General features: G+C 73.5%; 15 protein-coding genes. 7 read left to right on the top strand and 8 right to left on the bottom strand.

Annotated elements, in window-relative coordinates; translation table 11 throughout:
* Positions 1-236: 236 nt before the first annotated feature.
* Entirely contained in the window at positions 237-1,379 is a 1,143-nt protein-coding gene (locus tag HD597_RS20830; protein WP_253744342.1) for an MFS transporter, read from the bottom strand.
* A 270-nt stretch (positions 1,380-1,649) separates the two neighbouring features.
* Here HD597_RS20830 and HD597_RS20825 point away from each other — a divergent pair, with 270 nt between their 5' ends.
* Entirely contained in the window at positions 1,650-2,150 is a 501-nt protein-coding gene (locus tag HD597_RS20825; protein ID WP_253744341.1) for a MarR family winged helix-turn-helix transcriptional regulator, read from the top strand.
* A 121-nt stretch (positions 2,151-2,271) separates the two neighbouring features.
* On the opposite strand, the gene HD597_RS20820 is transcribed toward HD597_RS20825, so the two are convergent.
* Complete coding sequence (locus HD597_RS20820) at positions 2,272-3,159, bottom strand: aldo/keto reductase (RefSeq protein ID WP_253744340.1); 888 nt, start codon at positions 3,157-3,159, stop codon at positions 2,272-2,274.
* 197 nt (positions 3,160-3,356) lie between these two features.
* Here HD597_RS20820 and HD597_RS20815 point away from each other — a divergent pair, with 197 nt between their 5' ends.
* Together HD597_RS20815 and HD597_RS20810 are read left to right on the top strand one after the other, a co-directional pair.
* Positions 3,357-4,607: a cytochrome P450 gene (locus HD597_RS20815; protein ID WP_253744339.1), complete on the top strand. Its 1,251-nt coding sequence runs from the start codon at positions 3,357-3,359 to the stop codon at positions 4,605-4,607.
* 9 nt (positions 4,608-4,616) lie between these two features.
* On the top strand, positions 4,617-5,198 hold the full coding sequence (locus HD597_RS20810; protein WP_253744338.1) for a TetR/AcrR family transcriptional regulator: 582 nt from the start codon (positions 4,617-4,619) through the stop codon (positions 5,196-5,198).
* Between the two features lie 3 nt (positions 5,199-5,201).
* Here the strand turns inward: HD597_RS20810 and HD597_RS20805 are convergent, their stop codons facing one another.
* Complete coding sequence (locus HD597_RS20805; RefSeq protein WP_253744337.1) at positions 5,202-5,864, bottom strand: hypothetical protein; 663 nt, start codon at positions 5,862-5,864, stop codon at positions 5,202-5,204.
* Positions 5,865-5,918: 54 nt separating this feature from the next.
* Here HD597_RS20805 and HD597_RS20800 point away from each other — a divergent pair, with 54 nt between their 5' ends.
* Together HD597_RS20800 and HD597_RS20795 are read left to right on the top strand one after the other, a co-directional pair.
* Complete coding sequence (locus HD597_RS20800; RefSeq protein ID WP_253744336.1) at positions 5,919-6,485, top strand: TetR/AcrR family transcriptional regulator; 567 nt, start codon at positions 5,919-5,921, stop codon at positions 6,483-6,485.
* A 93-nt stretch (positions 6,486-6,578) separates the two neighbouring features.
* Positions 6,579-8,270, top strand: a complete 1,692-nt coding sequence (locus HD597_RS20795; RefSeq protein WP_253744335.1) for an alpha/beta fold hydrolase — start codon at positions 6,579-6,581, stop codon at positions 8,268-8,270.
* 8 nt (positions 8,271-8,278) lie between these two features.
* Here HD597_RS20795 and HD597_RS20790 read toward each other — a convergent pair whose 3' ends face one another.
* The gene (locus HD597_RS20790; RefSeq protein ID WP_253744334.1) at positions 8,279-8,719 is read right to left on the bottom strand and encodes a winged helix-turn-helix transcriptional regulator; all 441 of its coding nucleotides are present in this window, start codon (positions 8,717-8,719) and stop codon (positions 8,279-8,281) included.
* Between the two features lie 84 nt (positions 8,720-8,803).
* Between HD597_RS20790 and HD597_RS20785 the strand changes: the two genes are divergently transcribed.
* Entirely contained in the window at positions 8,804-9,982 is a 1,179-nt protein-coding gene (locus tag HD597_RS20785; protein WP_253744333.1) for an MFS transporter, read from the top strand.
* Here the strand turns inward: HD597_RS20785 and HD597_RS20780 are convergent.
* Positions 9,966-11,114, bottom strand: a complete 1,149-nt coding sequence (locus HD597_RS20780) for an FAD-dependent oxidoreductase (RefSeq protein ID WP_253744331.1) — start codon at positions 11,112-11,114, stop codon at positions 9,966-9,968. The two genes, HD597_RS20785 and HD597_RS20780, sit on opposite strands and share 17 nt — an antisense overlap.
* A gap of 106 nt (positions 11,115-11,220) precedes the next feature.
* The gene (locus HD597_RS20775) at positions 11,221-11,994 is read right to left on the bottom strand and encodes an SDR family NAD(P)-dependent oxidoreductase (RefSeq protein WP_253744330.1); all 774 of its coding nucleotides are present in this window, start codon (positions 11,992-11,994) and stop codon (positions 11,221-11,223) included.
* A gap of 88 nt (positions 11,995-12,082) precedes the next feature.
* Between HD597_RS20775 and HD597_RS20770 the strand changes: the two genes are divergently transcribed.
* The gene (locus tag HD597_RS20770; protein WP_253744329.1) at positions 12,083-12,928 is read left to right on the top strand and encodes a helix-turn-helix transcriptional regulator; all 846 of its coding nucleotides are present in this window, start codon (positions 12,083-12,085) and stop codon (positions 12,926-12,928) included.
* Positions 12,929-12,937: 9 nt separating this feature from the next.
* Here the strand turns inward: HD597_RS20770 and HD597_RS20765 are convergent, their stop codons facing one another.
* Together HD597_RS20765 and HD597_RS20760 are read right to left on the bottom strand one after the other, a co-directional pair.
* Positions 12,938-14,302, bottom strand: a complete 1,365-nt coding sequence (locus HD597_RS20765; RefSeq protein WP_253744328.1) for a glucose-6-phosphate dehydrogenase — start codon at positions 14,300-14,302, stop codon at positions 12,938-12,940.
* Between the two features lie 34 nt (positions 14,303-14,336).
* Entirely contained in the window at positions 14,337-16,163 is a 1,827-nt protein-coding gene (locus HD597_RS20760; RefSeq protein WP_253744327.1) for a glycoside hydrolase family 15 protein, read from the bottom strand.
* Between the last annotated feature and the right edge of the window lie 5 nt (positions 16,164-16,168).

Genomic DNA, 16,168 nt, shown 5'->3' with positions numbered 1-16,168 from the left:
GCAGGATCGTCGGTGGGGCGGGAAGCGCGCACGATTGGGGCCGTGGTCCTGGTGGAGCGCGCCTCCCGTCAGGAGCGTCGGGTGACGGTGGGCGCGTGGCGGGGATGCGCGTGCGGCCAGGACCCGCACACGCCGGGCGTGGTGGAGTAGACGTACGGTCAGGGCCGTCCGATGGTTGGGATGGGCGCACGACAAGGCCGTGGTCCTGGGGGGACGTGTGTCCCGCCAGGACCGGCTCACCGGCTGGTGACCAGTTCCTCGTCGGAGGCCGTGCGCGGGGCCCGCCGGCCGGTGCCGAGGGTGAGGAGCAGCGAGGCCGCCGTCAGCGCCACCCCGAACCAGACCACACTCGTGACCCTCAGGTGATCGGCGAACAGCCCGCCGAAGAGCGCCCCGAGCGCGATGGAGGTGTTGTACGCCATGGTGTTGAGCGACATGGCGGCTTCGAAGGTGTCGGGCGCGGCCGCCTGGGTCATGTTGACCTGGCACAACTGCACGACCCCGAAGGAAACCCCCCAGAGCACCAGCGCGACGATCGACCCGGCCTGCCCCTGACCGATCGTGAGCAGCAGCAGCATCGACACCACGAGCCCGGCGCAGCCGGCGATGAAGCTGCCCCGCAGGCTTGTGTTCACCGTGAAGCCGGCGACGAAGTTCCCGATGGCGCCGCCGACGCCGTAGATCATGAGCACGACCGTGATGAAGGCGGGGGCGGCGCCGGTGCTGCTCTCCAGGAAGGGCCGTACGAAGGTGTACGCCCCGAAGTGGCCGAGCACGAAGAGCACGACCGTGCCGAGCACCAGGCGCAGCGGCACGTTCCTGAACGGGAGTGCGAACACCTCCCTGACCGGGACGGCGTTCGCCGACGGCAGCGACGGCACGATGATCGCCACGGCCAGGAACACCAGCGCGCTGAGGCCGCTCCAGATGAGGAACGTGGTCCGCCAGTCGGTGAGGCTCTCCAGCACGGTCCCCAGCGGGATGCCCACGACGGCGGCGATCGAGATACCCGACATCACGACCGCGGCCGCCCTGCTGGCCTGGCGTTCGGGGACCAGGCGCATCGCCATGCTGACCCCGATCGCCCAGAACACGCCGCTGGCGAACCCCATGACGAGCCGGGTCGTCAGGACCAGCGGATAGCTGGGCGCGAGGGCGGTGACACAGTTTCCCACGGTCAGGATGGCCAGCAGCGTGGACAGGAGCACGCGCCGGTTGACGCGCCTGGTCCAGGCCACGATGAAGGGCACGCCCAGGCCGGCCGAGACGCCGTACAGGGTGACCATCAACCCGGCGACGCCGACCGTGATGTGCAGGCTGGCACTGACGGGGGTGAGCAGGCCGACCGGCATGAGCTCGGTCGTGAGAAAGACGAACAAACTGGCGGTGATGGCGGCGACACCCAGCCATGCCCTCAGGGCCGAGTGCGCGTGTCCATGGTGTGTGGCCACTTGATTCCTCTGATCGATTCAGGCGGATGACAGGCCTGGGATCGCGGAGAGGGCGATCCCGGTCTCTCCGCGTTGATAATCTCAACGTTGAGATAACACCATGGATGGAAGCTCAACGTCAAATAAATGAACGTTGAGATAGTTAGCGTTGAGGGAAGCCTGCCCGGCGGGTCGCCGGGCAGGCGGAAGGAGGCCCTGTTGGGTGACGCGGTGGACCTGATCCTGAGCCAGTGGCAGCGTGAGCGGCCCGACGTCGACGTCTGGCCCATGGGGATCATCGGGCGGGTCAGCAGGTTGTCGCGGGTGCTGGATCGCGAGCTGAGGGAGTTCTTCGCCGCGCAGGGGCTGGAGCGGTGGGAGTTCGACGTGCTGGCCACCTTGCGGCGGTCCGGCTCCCCGTACGAGCTGACGGCCGGGAGTCTCAACCGGGCCGCCATGGTGACCTCCGGGGCGATCACCAACCGGATCGACAGGCTCGCGGCCAAGGGGCTGGTCGAACGGTTGCCCGACGAGGAGGACCGGCGCTCGATCCGCGTCCGGCTGACCGCGCAGGGGCTGGCCAAGATCGACGAGCTGGTCGGCCCGCATGTGGAGAACGAGGCCCGGCTGCTCGCCGAGCTGGGCCCGCGGGAGCGCGACCAGCTCGCCGGCCTGCTGCGCGGCCTGCTCGAGTCGCTCGGTGACACCTCCCAGGAGTAGGGCCGCAGCCCGCACAGGGGGATGGACGGCGCGGCCTGCATAGCGGGGGGTGGGCCGCATGGCCCACATGCCGAGGGTGGCCGCGTGGCCCACATGGCGAGGGTGACCGCGCGGGGCCCGGTCAGCCGATGGATCGGAGGCGGTCCAGCTCGTCGTCCGAGAGCGCCAGCGTGCCCGCGGCCATGTTCTCCGCGAGGTGGCCGGGGTCGCCGGTGCCCGGGATGGCCAGCACGTGCGCCCCCTGCCGCAACGTCCAGGCCAGCCGGACCTGGGCGGGCGTGGCCCCATGGGCGCGGGCGACGGCGAGGACGGTCTCGTGCTCGCCGCCGCCCGCACCGGCCTCACGCCCCGCGCCGGCGATCGCGAAGAACGGCACGAAGGCGATGCCCTGCTCGCCGCAGCCACGCAGCAGCTCGCCCTGTCCGGCCGTCGCGCCGACGCCGAAGGGGTTCTGCACGCACACCACCGGCGCGATGGCCTGAGCCTCGGCGAGCTGGGCGGGCGTGACGTTGGAGACCCCCAGGTGCCGGATGAGCCCAGCGTCACGCAGGCCGGCCAGTGCGCCGAAGTGGTCGGCGATCGAGCCGGCGGTGCCGCTGGGCGGTACCCGCAGGTTCACGACTTCGAGATGGTCGCGGCCGAGCTGGCGCAGGTTCTCCTCCACCTGGCCGCGGAGCTGCTCGGGGGTGGCCCACCACCACTCCCCCGACGGGGTGCGGCCCGGCCAGACCTTCGTGGCGATGACGAGGTCGTCCGGGTACGGCGCCAGGGCCCGGTTGATCAGCTCGTTGGCCGACAGGCGTGGCGAGAAGTAGAACGCGGCGGTGTCGATGTGGTCGACCCCGAGCTCCACCGCGCGACGCAGGACGCTGATCGAGCGTTCCCGGTCGGCGCTCGCGCCGGAGCCGAAGGCGGTGCGTCCCGTCAGCCTCATGGCGCCGAGCCCGATCCTGTTGACGGTCAGGTCGCCCAGCTTCCAGGTGCCCGCGGTGTTCGAAGGTGCAGTCATGACGGATCCTCACGGCAGTGTGGGAGGGAAGTGCCACGGTTGTCCGGGCATGAAAAAAGCCTCCCCGGGGCGGATGAGGATCCGGCCGAGAAGGCTCTGCGATGGCCCTAACGCTACCAGTTCTGGACGGTTGACGTATTGACCTGAGGTCACTAATACTGACCTCAGGTCAACAAGCTCATGTCCAAGGAGTGCGGATGTCCCTGGTGATGAACAGCGAAACCTCCGGCCTCGACCTGGTCGGCAAGCTTCTCGACCCCGCGTCGAGAGCCGACCCGTACCCGCTCTACGCCGGATTCCGGGCCCTCGGCCCCGTCTGGATCGACGAGATCTCCGCGCTGGTGGTGACGGGTTACCACGACTGCGAGACGCTGCTGCGCGACCCGCGGCTCAGCGCCGAGCGCCGGCGTCACTTCGACGCCGCCCGCGAGGCCGATCCGTATCCCCCTGACGCGCCGTCCTCGGTGCGGCAGCCGTGGTTCCTGTCCATGGACCCGCCCGACCACACCCGGCTGCGGCGCCTGGTCAGCAGGGCGTTCACCGCCCGTACGATCGCCCGTCTCGAGCCGTACGCGGCGCGGCTGGTCGACGACCTGCTCGACCAGGCGTGCGAGCGGGACACGTTCGACGTGGTGTCCGGGCTCGCCTACTCGCTGCCCGTGACGGTCATCTGCCACCTGCTCGGCGTCCCCGCAGCGGACGAGCGGCTGTTCCACGGCTGGTCCGCCCAGCTCACCCGGCAGCTCGACGGCTTCTCCGGCCCGGGCGACGACGGGAAGCAGTGGGCCGGCGGCATGGTCGAGCTGCACCGCTACGTCAACGAGCTCGTCGCCGACCGGCGCAGGAGCCCGCGCCGCGACGACCTGATCTCCGAGCTGCTCGCCGCGGAGGACGGCGGCGACGTGCTCGGTCACGACGAGCTGGTCTCCACGATCGTGCTGTTACTGGTGGCGGGGCACGAGACGACGGTCAACCTGATCGCCAACGGCGTGCTCGCCCTGCTGCGCCACCCCGGCCACCTGGCCGCCCTCCGGGCCGATCCCGGCAGGGCGCCCGCGGTCGTCGAGGAGATCCTGCGCTACGATCCGCCCGTGCAGCTCACCGCCCGGGTCGCGCGCGAGGACCTGCACGTCGGGAACGCGAAGGCGCCCGCGGGCGGCCTGCTCATCCTCCTGCTGGCCGCGGCCCACCGTGACCCGGAGGCGAACCGGGACCCCGACCGGTTCGACCCGGGCCGCGAGCAGGTGCGGCATCTGGGCTTCAGCGCGGGCGCGCACTTCTGCCTCGGCGCGCCGCTGGCCAGGCTCGAAGGGCGGGTGGCGCTGGCCGCGTTCGCCCGGCGCGTCCGGGAGCCCCGGCTCGTCGCCGACCCGCCGCCGTACCGGGAGCACATCAACCTCCGCGGCGTCAGCGAGCTGCTGGTTGGGCACGGCGCGCGCGGTCGCTAGCCTGGTGCGGTGGTCACCTCCAGGAGCCGCCGTCGCCTCTCTCCCGAGGCCAGGCGCGGCGAACTCATCGACGCCGCCATCCGGCTCCTGCGCTCCGGCAAGGAGGTGAGCAACTGGGTCCAGGCCGTCACCGCCGAGGCCGACGCCGCCAAGGGCACCTTCTACGTCTACTTCTCCTCCTGGGAGGACATGCTCGCCGCGGTGCGCGACCACGTGCTGCGCGACTACGTGGAGCGTTTCCACCGCCTCGCCGAGTCCGCCGAGCCGATCGACTGGTGGGCCACCCTCGACACCGAGTGCGCCGCGGCCATCGAGGACATCTCCCGGCCGGGCGGGCTGCACGCCGCCGTCTTCCACTCCGCGCCCGAGTCCGCGGACGGCGGGCGGCTCGACGTCGTCGGCGCGATCGCCACGGCGCTGCGACGCGGCATGGACGACGGCGCGTTCCGCCAGGTCGACCCGCACATCGCGGCCACGATCCTGTTCACGGTGCTGCACGGCGCCGCGGACGCGATCGCCGCCGGCGAGCAGCGTCAGGGCTGGCTGGAGGCCGTGCGCGACCTCACCCGCCAGTGGCTCGCACCGGCGTGACCGTCAGGCGGGGCGGCACAGGATCGGCATGGCGACCATGCCGTTCGCCTTCAGGGTGGAGCGGACGAAGCGGTGGAAGCTGGGCCGCAGCATCTGGTTGAGCAGGAAGGCGGGGGCGCTGCCGGGCAGCCGTACGTAGTTGACGAACGCGTAGGGGGCGCCCTGCCCGGCGGGCCGCAGCAGCGTGGAGTTGTCCACGATGGTCTTGGCGGTGTACCAGGCCGCCAGCTCGTCCCAGGCCGCCACCCCCGCCTCCGGGTCCGGCGCGGTGAAGTGGTTGAACAGGAACGTGCCCCGCGTCGTGGCGTCGGTGTCGCCGACGCGCCTGATGTTGCGGGCCGGCATGACCAGGTCGGCCCGCAGCTTCTCGACGGGCACCGCCGCGAGCCCGTCCGGGGAGGTGGTCTGGACGAGCATGAGCACGTCGTGGCGCGGGCCGCCCTCGATGGGCGGGATGAGCACGGACTCGTAGACGGTGGCGGCGGCCACCTCGTCCAGCTCGGTCAGCTCCCGGGCCAGGGCCCGCCACTGGGCGAGCACCTGCTGGCGGCGTGCGCTCCCGCGGACGAAGGGGGCGCGGCCGGGCGGATCGACGCTCGCGCCGGCGTACAGGTACCCGCGGGGCGACGGGGTGGTGAAGCTGATCGGCGCAATGCCCTTCGGCATGGCGACCTCCTGCCAGGTTGCGAAAATAGGTAGATCGGTCTATTTTTTCCGAGCATGGGGCGTAAAGGGGACGAGACGCGCGGGCGGCTGCTCGACGCCACGCAGGGCCTGATCGAGGCCGGCGGATATTTCGGCGCCGGGCTCAACCAGGTGATCGCGGCCAGCGGGATGCCCAGGGGCTCGCTCTACTTCCACTTCCCCGGCGGCAAGGATCAACTCGTCGCCGAGGCGCTGCGGCGGGCGGGGCGCGAGCTCGGCCAGATGATGCGTGATCTCGCCGAGTCGGCGCCGGACGCGCCTGCCCTGGTGGCCGGGGTGCTCAAGCTGCTCGGCGACCGGCTGGAGGGCTCGGCCTGGCGCAAGGGCTGCCCGGTGGCCACCGTCGCCCTGGAGATGGCGGCGGCCGATGATGTGCTGCAGCAGGTCTGCGCCGAGGTGTACGACGCGTGGGAGGGCGTGCTGCGGGAGCGGCTGATCGCCGACGGGCACCCCGACGCCGACGACGTCGCCACGAGCGTGCTGGCCCTGGTCGAGGGGGCGCTGCTGCTGGCGAGGGCGCGGCGCAGCCGGGTCCCGCTCGACCGGGCGGCCAGGAGCGTCGCGGTCCTGCTCGGCGGCTGACGCCGGTCGCGGGCCCGTCTCCGCATGCGGCGCCGGTCGCGAATTCGTCATCGCATGCCTAAAAAATATGTAGATCGGTCTATAGGGAGACTCGTGCAACCCGATTCAGTCGTCTTCGGCGCGTCCGGCCTCATCGGGCGTTTCCTCGTCGCGGAGCTCCTGCGCCGCGGTCGCACCGTCGCCGCCGCGGCCCGTCAGCCAGACGGTGGCGCTCTCACCTCCTGGCTGACGAGCCGGGACGTTCCGCTGGACGGGCTGGCCCTCGTCCGGGCCGACATCGCCCGGCCCGACCTCGGCCTGCCGCCGGGCGATCTGACGGCGGTCCGCGACGTCTACAACTGCGCCGGCCGGTACGCCTTCGGGCTCACGGCCGAGGAGGCGCGCGCCACCAACGTCACCGGAGCGGTGCACGTGCTCGACTGGGCCGCGACCAGGCCCGGGCTCCGCCGCGTGGTGCACGTCAGCGGTTACCGGGTGAGCGGGGCCGGGGAGCCGCCCGACTACCGGCGGCTGGGCGCGTACGAGGCGTCCAAGGTGGAGGCGGACGCGGCCGTGCGGGCACGCGCCCGCGAGCGGGACGTCCCGCTGAGCATCGCCAATCCCGCCAGCGTGATCGGCCCCGGCCAGTTCGTCGGCCTGGCGTCCATGGTGTCCGACCTGTGGCACGGCCGGCTGCCCGCCCTGCCCGGTGGCCGCGAGGTGTTCGTGCCGGTGGTGGACGCCGCCTATCTCGCGGCCTTCCTGGCCGAGCTGCCGGAGGACGACCGGGGCCGGGGCGAGGCGTACTGGATCCTGGACGACCGCACGCCGGTCCTGCCGGAGCTCATCGGGCTGCTCGCCGCGCACATGGGGGTGCGGGCGCCGCGGCACGCGGTCCCGGTCGGGTTGCTGCGGCTGCTCCCCCGCGCCCTGACCGGCGCCGATCCCGAGACGTTTTCGTTCCTGTCCACCGACCGGTACGACACCGCGTCCGCCCGGACCTTCGCCGAACGGGCGGGGCTGCGCATGCCGCCGACCGGGGCGGCGCTCAGGGCCTGGGCCGACGACCTGGTGGCGGCCCGCTTCGGCGCGGCCGGTACGCCGCGCGGCCCGTACGGCTACCAGCAGGTGGCAGGCACCGCGACGTGGATCAGCGGCGAGCGCGAACGGCCAGGTCACGTGCTGCTGCACGGGCTGCCGCTGGACTCCGGCTCGTGGCGGGAGGTCGCCGACCGGCTCGACGGGCCCGTGCTGGCGGCCGATCTGCCCGGGCTGGGCAGGTCGGGCCCCGCCCGCGGGCCGGCCGCGGAATGGCTCGCCGAGCTCCTGGCCGGGGCCCGGCCGGTGCTCGTGGCGCACTCGGCGGCCTGTGTCCCGGCCCTGCGCTACGCGGCGGCGCACCCGGAGCGGATCTCCCGGCTGGTGCTGGTCGCCCCGGCGTTCCTGCAGGCGCCCTCGTCCTGGCCGGCGCGCACGCCACTCGCGGCGCTCCTGCTGCGGCGGATGTCCGCCGCCCGGCTGGCCGCCGTGCTGGGCGTGCCCGAAGGGCCGGCCGTCACCGCCGCCGCGGCCGGCCTGGCCCGCCCCGGCCAGGCCCGCCGGGTGGTGGTGGCGCTGCGGGCCGCGCATGCCGCACGCGACGAGTTGCGGCGGCTCCTGGACCGGGTGCGCGTGCCCGTGGAGATCGTCACGGGGTCGGCGGATCCGCTGACCGTGGCGGTGGACCGGCCGGTGACCACGATCGCGGGGGCCGGGCACTATCCGCAGCTCACCCATCCCGGTGAGGTCGCCGCCGCCATCGGGTGATCCGCCTCTCAGGTTTCACGTCGTACCGAGGTCGTGTCGCTGGTCAGGGGCGAGCCGTCCGCCGCCACGGGCAGGAGGTCGGGCACGCGGGCGCCGTCATCGTCGACCAGGACCGAGTGCGTCTCGCCCGGCTCGAAGGCGTGGCGTTCGCCCCACTGCCGCAGCGTGACGATCACGGGGAAGAGGTCCTTGCCCGCCTCGGTGAGCGCGTACAGCCTGCGCCTGCCCGAGGGGGCGTCGACCTGGGTGAGCAGTCCGTGGGCGGTGAGCTTGCGCAGCCGGTCGGTGAGGATGTTGCGCGCGATGCCGGTGCGCTGCTGGAAGTCGGTGAACGAGCGGGCGCCGTCCATCGCGTCGCGGATGACGAGCAGGCTCCACCGGTCGCCGACCAGGTCGGCCGTGCGGGCGACCGGGCAGCCCGGGTCCGTCCACGCGGGGCCTTCCACCATCACCCCTCCAATGAGTTGCGTAATGAAACCATTCTGGCCTAACCTCCGAACAGTTGCAAAATGAAACCAATCGGAGGTGTGCCGGTGAGCTGGAGGACGAGGCTGCTGCTGGCGGTGGTGTGCGGGGTCGCGGTCGCGAGCGTCTACGCCGGGCAGCCGGTGCTCGGCGCGATGGGGCGGGACCTGGGCGTCCCTGTCGATGCGCTCGGCTGGTTCGTGGCCACCGGCCAGCTCGGTTATCTGGCGGGGCTGGTGTTGCTGGTGCCGCTGGGTGACGTGCTGGACCGCAGGCGCCTGATCGCGGCGCACCTCGCCCTGGTGGCCGCGGGCATGGCGGTCACGGCGGCGGCCCCGGCCGCCTGGGTGGCGTTCTGCGGGCTGGCGGCGGCGGGCGGGTTCGCGGTGGTGGTGCAGAGCGCCGTCGCGTACACGGCGTCGATCTCGCCGCCCGCCGAGCGCGGGCGCAACCTCGGCATCGTGACCTCGGGCGTGGTCATCGGCATCCTCGCCGCGCGCGTCGTCGCGGGAATCCTCGCGGACCTGTGGGGATGGCGGAGCGTCTACCTGGCCCTGGCGGTCGTGACCGCCGTCCTGGCGTTGTCCGCCCTGGCCCTGCTGCCCGCGGACGTCCGCCGGGCCCCGGCGCGGTACGGGCAGGTCCTCCGGTCCTTCGCCAGGCTGTTCGGCCGGCCGCTGTTCCTGGGGCGCGGGCTGATCGCGTTCTTCCTGTTCGCCTCGTTCGGCACCCTGTGGAGCGGCATGGCCCTGCCGCTGAGCGGTGCGCCGTGGCACCTCAGCGAGACGCAGATCGGGCTCTTCGGCGTCGCCGGGCTCGCCGGAGCGCTCGGCGCCGCCCGGTCCGGACGCTGGGGCGACGCCGGGCACGCCCGCCGGGTCACCGGCGTCGCGCTCGCCCTCCTGGTGGTCTCCTGGGTCGCGATCGGGCAGCTCGCGTGGTCGCTGCCGCTGCTGGTCCTCGGCGTGATCCTGCTCGACCTCGCCGTGCAGGCCGTGCACGTGAGCAACCAGCACACGCTCACCAGCGCCTACCCCGGCCGCACCAGCACCGCCATCGGCGCGTACATGGTGTTCTACTCCCTCGGGTCCGCGCTGGGAGCGGCCGCGACCACGGCCCTGTTCGACGCCACCGGCTGGGTCGGCCCCAGCGTCCTCGGGGCGACGCTCGCCCTCTGCGCGCTCGCCACCTGGGCGTTCAACACCCGCACGGGCGTGAGCCGGGCGGCGCTCAGAGCCGGGTGCTGACCCCGCGGATGAGCGTGCGCAACATCCACGTGCCCAGGCCGCCGGGCATGGCGACGGCGCCGCGCAGCGCCCACTCGCTCTGGGTCAGCATCGCCCGGGGCCCGCCGGTCGCGACGGCCTGGGTGGCCAGCGCCGAGGCCAGCGTCGCCGGCCGGCGGCGGCCGCGCGCGTACGCGGCCAGCGCCCCGGCCGGATCCTGGCCCGTGGCGGCCAGGGCGCGCAGCAGGGCCGAGACGTCTTCGAGCCCCTGCCCGGCGCCCTGCGCCAGCATGGGCGGCATGGCGTGCACCGCGTCACCGATCAGCACGCTCCGCCCGCGCCCCCACCGGAGCGGGGCAGGGTGCCTGCGGTGCGGGAAGAGCTCAAGATCGTCCTCCGACAACGCCTCCAGCAGGTCGGGGACGGGCGAGGCCCACGAGCCGTACCGCTGCCTGAGGGCGGCGAGCGCGGCCTTCCGCGGCTCGGCGACGTCGCCCGGGCGCAGGCGGAAGTCGATGAGCCACTGCAGCGTGCCGTCGCCCGAGGGATTCATCCCGAAGTCGCCCTGGGGGCCGAGGAAGAGCAGGGCCCGCGTGCCGGGGTCGAAGGGGGCCTTGATCAGGCCCTGCCAGGTGGCCGTGCCGGTCGGGCGGGCAGGGCGGGGGCCGAAGAGGGCCGTACGGACCTGGGAGTTCACGCCGTCGGCCCCGATGAGCAGGTCGGCGGTGTACTGGGCGCCGTCCTCGGTCTCGGCGCGCACCGACCGGCCGTCGTCGTGCAGTTTCGCGAAGCGGGCGCCGAACCGGAAGATGCCCGCCGGCAGCCCTTCGGCCAGGCGGTCGAGCAGCACCCGGCGGGGCAGCGAGATCACAGGGGCGCCGAAGTCGGCCGCCAGCCGTTCGAGGTCCATGACCATCACCCGGCGCCCCTGGGAGCTGCGCAGCTCGACGGCGTCCAGGCGCTGCCCGGCCCCGTCCATCCGGACGCCGAGATCGCGCAGCACGGTGGTGCCGTTGTGCCAGATCATGATGGCGTATCCGGTCTCGCGTAAGGCGGGCGACCGCTCCAGGACGGTCACCTCGTGCCCGGCCGCGAGGAACCCCCGCGCCGCCGCCACCCCCGCTATGCCGGCTCCCACGATGAGCACACGCATACCCGTCCCCTACGGCTAGTAGTACTACTAGCCGTAGAGCATAGGTGGGGCGGTCGGCGGGCCCGGATCCGGGTGCGGCCGGTCCGCTGGTGTCTCCCGGACTCGCTCAGCCGAGGCCGCCGTCCACCCGCAGCACCGCCCCGGTCACGTAGGAGGCGCGGTCGCTGAGCAGCCAGGCGGCGGCCTCGGCCACCTCCTCGGGCGCGGCCGGGCGCCGCAGCGCGGCCCGCGCGACGAGCTGCTCGACGATGCCGGGCGAGACGGCCTCCCAGGCGTCCACCATCTCGGTCAGCGTGGTGCCGGGGGCGATCCCGTTGACCCGGATGCCCTCCGGGCCGTAGGTGGCGGCGGCCGACTCGGTGAGGCTGTTGAGCGCCCGCTTCATCGCGCCGTAGGCGGGCAGCACGGGGTTCGGCCCCCAGCTGCCGACGGTGGAGGTGTTGACGATCGCCCCGGTCCCGGCGGTGGCCCTGATGGCGGCCACCTGCGCGGACATGGCGATCCACTGGCCCTTGAAGTTCACGGTGTACATCAGGTCGAGATCGGCCTCCGGCATCCGGTCCATCGGCGCCGGGGGCACCGCCGTCGCGCCGTTGTTGAAGGCGACGTCGAGCCGGCCGTACAGGTCCACGGCCCGCTCCACCGCGGCGCGGACGTCGGCCGCGTCGGCCAGGTCGCACACGACGTGGCCGGCGGTGCCGCCCGCGGCGCGGATCTCCTCGGTCACGGCCTTGAGCTGGCCCTCGGTACGGGCGGCGAGCAGCACCGTGGCGCCCTCCCGGGCGAACAGCCGTGCCGCGGCGGCGCCGATGCCCCGCCCGGCGCCGGTGATGAAGGCGACCTTGCCGGCCAGCAGGCCCGTGCTTGTCTCAGGTGTCATGGCCTCGAGCCTGGTCCCGGCGCGCGGTGCTCAGCCAGGCATCGGCTGTACCTGGCTGAGCACCGCGCCGGTCACGCATAGTGGGGGTGTGGACAGACAGGAACTGGCCGCCTTCCTGCGCAGCAGGCGGGAGCGGATCTCGGCCGCCGACGTGGGCCTGCCGGCCGGGCGGCGGCGCCGTACCCCCGGGTTGCGCCGCGAGGAGGTGGCCCAGCTCGCCTACATCTCGACCGAGTACTACACGCGCCTGGAACAGGGCCGGGCCCCGCGCCCGTCCCGCGAGGTGCTGGCCGGGCTGGCCAGGGCGCTGCGCCTGTCGGACGCCGAGCGCGAGCACCTGCACCACCTGGCCGGCGCGCCGCCGGGCCCGCCGCCGGGGCCGTGCCGCGAGGTGCACCGCGACGTCCTCGACCTGCTGGAGCGGCTGCCGCAGGCCGCCGCGTTCGTGCTGTCGGCGACGTATGAGGTGATCGCCTGGAACGACCTGGCGGCCGCCCTGATGGGGGACTTCTCCGCGCTGCCCCCGCGCGAGCGCAACCTGATCCGGTACGCCTTCCTGAACGGGACCCGGCCGCCTGTCCTGGCGGAGGCGGACCGGGCCGCGTTCGCCCGCGAGGTGGCCCGGCGGCTGCGCGCCGCCTCCGCCCGCTACCCCGGCGCCCGTGAGGTGGAGGAGCTGGTGTCGGAGCTCCTGGACGGCAGCGCCGAGTTCGCCCGCCTGTGGGCCTCGCACGACGTGTCGCCAGGGCCCAGCCTGCGCAAGACCCTGCACCACCCGCTGGTCGGCCCCATCACCCTGAACTGCCACGTGCTGGACGTCTCCGACCGCGACCAGCACGTGGTGATCTACACCGCCGACCCCGGCTCCCCCGCCGAGCAGGCGCTGCGGCTGATCTCGGTGATCGGCATCCAGCGCATGAACGTGCCGGGCTGAACCGGCCGTTCAGGCTCCGGCACCGCGGGCGTGCGAACCGGCCGGGTACCCCTCCAGCGGCACGAGATCCCTCGACCAGGCCGACATGACGGGTTCGAGCACTCGCCACGCCTCCTCCGCCTCGTCGCCCCTGATCGACAGGGCGGCGTTCCCCTCCAGGATGTCGAGCAGCAGCCGCCCGTAGGCGGGCAGGCCGGACTCCGCCATGCGGGCGCTCAGCGTGAGCGGGGCCAGGGTACGCGTGCCCGAGCCGATGCCGGTCAGGCCCAGCGTCATGGTCTCCGGTTCGAGCCCGAACCGCAGCACGTTCGGCTCCGCCCTGCCGGTGTGCCCGAAGGGCAGGTGGGGCACGGGGCGGAAGCGCACGGCGACCTCCTTGCGGTCGTCGCCGAGCGCCTTGCCGCTGGAGAGCCGGAAGGTCGTGCCGGACCAGCGCCAGCTCTCCAGCTCCAGCTCCACCTCGGCGTAGGTCTCGGTGCGGCGCCGCGGGTCCACGCCGTCCTCCTCGGCATAGGCGGGCACGTCCCGCTCGCCGATGCGGCCGGCCAGGTAGCGGGCGCGGCGGGTGCGGCGCACGACGTCGTCGTCGGTGAGCGGGCGCACCGAGCGCAGCACGTCGATCTTCCGGTCGCGCAGGTCACGCTCGCCGAGGCTGAGCGGCGGCTCCATGGCGACCAGGCACAGCACCTGGAGCAGGTGGTTCTGCACCATGTCCTTGAGCGCGCCGGCGCCGTCGTAGTAACCCGCCCTGCCCTCCAGGGTGAGGGTCTCGTTCCAGACGATCTCCACCTCGGCGATGTGCGCGCTGTTCCACAGCGGCTCCAGCACCCGGTTGGCCAGCCGGCTGCCGAGCACGTTCTGGACGGTCGTCATGGCCAGGAAGTGGTCCACGCGGAACACCGCCTGCTCGGGCACGACGCCCGCCAGCAGCCGGTTCAGCTCCACCGCGCTGTCCAGGTCCTCCCCGAACGGCTTCTCCAGCACGATCCGGCTGCCCGGGGGCAGGTTCGCGCCTGCCAGGGCGGTGATCGTGCCGGGAAAGACCGCCGGGGGCAGGGCGAGGTAGACGGCGACGGGCCCCTCGCCCGCGACGAGTGAGGCGATGCCGGCGGCGCTGGTGGCGTCGGCCTGCCGGTAGCGGGCGGAGCCGGCGATCGCCTGCCTGATCTCGCCGGGCTCCTGCGGGGCGTGCCGGTCGAGCTGGGCGCAGGCCCAGCCGCGGAACTCCTCCTCGCTCCAGCCCTGCCGGTCGGCGCAGGTCAGCTCGAACCCGTCGCCGAGGTGGCCGCCGGCGCGCAGGGCGGCCAGCGCCGGCAGCAGGTAGCGGGCGTTGAGGTCGCCGGTGGCGCCGAGGATGACGAGCCGGTCGATCATGCGATCATCTCCGCCCTCGGCGGTGGCCGGTCGGTCATGTCGTCCCCGCTCTCGCCCGGGCCAGGTTGACGCCGCTGGCGATGATCCCGATGTGGCTGAAGGCCTGCGGGAAGTTGCCCATGAACGCGCCCGTGGCGGGGTCGATCTGCTCGGGCAGCAGCCCGAGCGGGCTGGCGCGGGCGCACAGCGACGTGTACAGCTCCTCGGCCCGGTCCAGGTGCCCCAGCAGGATCAGGTTGTCGACCAGCCAGAAGCTGCAGAGCACGAAGGCGCCCTCGTCGCCTGGCAGGCCGTCGGGGGATCGTTCGTGCAGGTAGCGGTAGAGCAGGCCGTCACCGGCCGACAGGCGCTCGGCGATGGCCGCGGTGGTGGCCGCCATGCGCGGATGGCCGGCCGGGACGACCTTGCGCAGCGGCAGCGCCAGCAGGCTGGCGTCCAGGGAGCCGCCGCCGTCGAGGTGCTCGCTCAGGCAGCGCGCGTCCTCGTCCCAGGACTGCTCCAGGATGAGCCGGCGCAGCTTCTCCGCGGTGGCCCGCCAGGTGGCGATCGGCCCGGACAGGCCCAGCCGCTCGCCGATCGCCGCCGCCCGGTCCAGGGCCACCTGGCACATCCCGGCCGAGTAGGTGAAGACCCGGCCCTCGCTGCGTACCTCCCAGATGCCCTGGTCGGGCTGCTGCCAGGCGTGCGCGGCGGACTCGGCCAGCTCCGCCAGGCCGGACCACAGAGCCGGCTGCAGCTCGCGGCCGGGAAGCAGCCACTGGTCGGCGCAGTCGAGCACCTCGCCGTAGACGTCGTGCTGGCGCTGGTCGGCGGCGCCGTTGCCCCACCGCACCGGCGCCGAGCGCCGGTAACCCTCCAGCTCGGCGTCGTGGATCTCCTCCGGTACGGGGCCGCCGCCCAGGGTGTACATGATGCGCGGATGGCGGCTCTGCTCGAAGGCGTCGAGGACCCAGCCGAGGAAGGCGTCGGCCTCCTCCTCGAAGCCGACGCGGCGCAGCGCGAACACGGCGTAGGCGGCGTCGCGGATCCAGGTGTAGCGGTAGTCCCAGTTGCGCACCCCGCCGATCGGCGCCGGCAGCGAGGACGTGGGCGCCGCGACCAGCGAGCCGTCACCCCAGTCGTCGCACAGCTTCAGCGTGATGACCGCGCGCCGGACCAGCGCCTCCTGGGGGCCGCTGTAGCCGCACTGGCGCATCCAGCGCCGCCAGGCCTCGGCCGTCTGCCGCAACATCGCCTCGGGGTCGAAGCGGTGATGGCGGTGGACGCGCCCCCAGGACAGCACGAGGTCGAGCCGCTCGCCCTGCGCGAGGTCGTAGGTGCCGCGCAGGCCCGCCAGCGGCCGGTTGGCGCGCAGGTGCAGCCGCAGGTCGGGCCGCCGGGAGGCGCCGATCTCCAGGCCGCTGTAGAGGACCCGGGCCTGCGCGCCGCCGCGCGGCTCCAGCTCGGCCAGCAGGCGCGCGGTCCCGGACAGGACCGTCGCGGAGCGGACCAGCTCGCACCGGCCGCCGCCCGCGTCGTCGCTGAGGTCGGCGCCGGGGCGCAGGGCCAGCGCGTCGGTGATCCGCACCAGGCCGGTGGGGCCGCGCAGCTCGGTGACCAGCACCGCGGTGTCCGGCTCGTAGAACTGCCTGGCTTCGCGCAGGTCGTCCACGGTCAGCGTGAAGTGGCCGCCGCGCGCGTGGTCCAGCAGGCCGCAGAGCAGGGGGTCGCTGTCGAAGCGGGGCAGGCACAACCACGGGATGGAGCCGTCGAGGCCGACGAGCGCCGCCGTCGTGCCGTCGCCGATGAGGCCCAGGTCCTCCAGCGGCAGGTAGCCCTCGTGCCGGCGGACCGGGCGGAAGGGCGGATCGGGATCGAGCATGGCTG

It is taken from the genome of Nonomuraea thailandensis (genome assembly GCF_024172165.1).
Taxonomy (GTDB): domain Bacteria; phylum Actinomycetota; class Actinomycetes; order Streptosporangiales; family Streptosporangiaceae; genus Nonomuraea; species Nonomuraea thailandensis.
Note: the sequence above shows the minus strand (reverse complement) of the source record. Positions and strands in the feature narration are given on the sequence as shown.

Coding starts and splice junctions, on each gene's coding strand:
- HD597_RS20820 (WP_253744340.1), bottom strand. CDS start 3,159: ATGACTGCACCTTCGAACACCGCGGGCACCTGGAAGCTGGGCGACCTG.
- HD597_RS20815 (WP_253744339.1), top strand. CDS start 3,357: ATGTCCCTGGTGATGAACAGCGAAACCTCCGGCCTCGACCTGGTCGGC.
- HD597_RS20805 (WP_253744337.1), bottom strand. CDS start 5,864: ATGCCGAAGGGCATTGCGCCGATCAGCTTCACCACCCCGTCGCCCCGC.
- HD597_RS20800 (WP_253744336.1), top strand. CDS start 5,919: ATGGGGCGTAAAGGGGACGAGACGCGCGGGCGGCTGCTCGACGCCACG.
- HD597_RS20790 (WP_253744334.1), bottom strand. CDS start 8,719: ATGGTGGAAGGCCCCGCGTGGACGGACCCGGGCTGCCCGGTCGCCCGC.
- HD597_RS20780 (WP_253744331.1), bottom strand. CDS start 11,114: ATGCGTGTGCTCATCGTGGGAGCCGGCATAGCGGGGGTGGCGGCGGCG.
- HD597_RS20775 (WP_253744330.1), bottom strand. CDS start 11,994: ATGACACCTGAGACAAGCACGGGCCTGCTGGCCGGCAAGGTCGCCTTC.
- HD597_RS20765 (WP_253744328.1), bottom strand. CDS start 14,302: ATGATCGACCGGCTCGTCATCCTCGGCGCCACCGGCGACCTCAACGCC.
- HD597_RS20760 (WP_253744327.1), bottom strand. CDS start 16,163: ATGCTCGATCCCGATCCGCCCTTCCGCCCGGTCCGCCGGCACGAGGGC.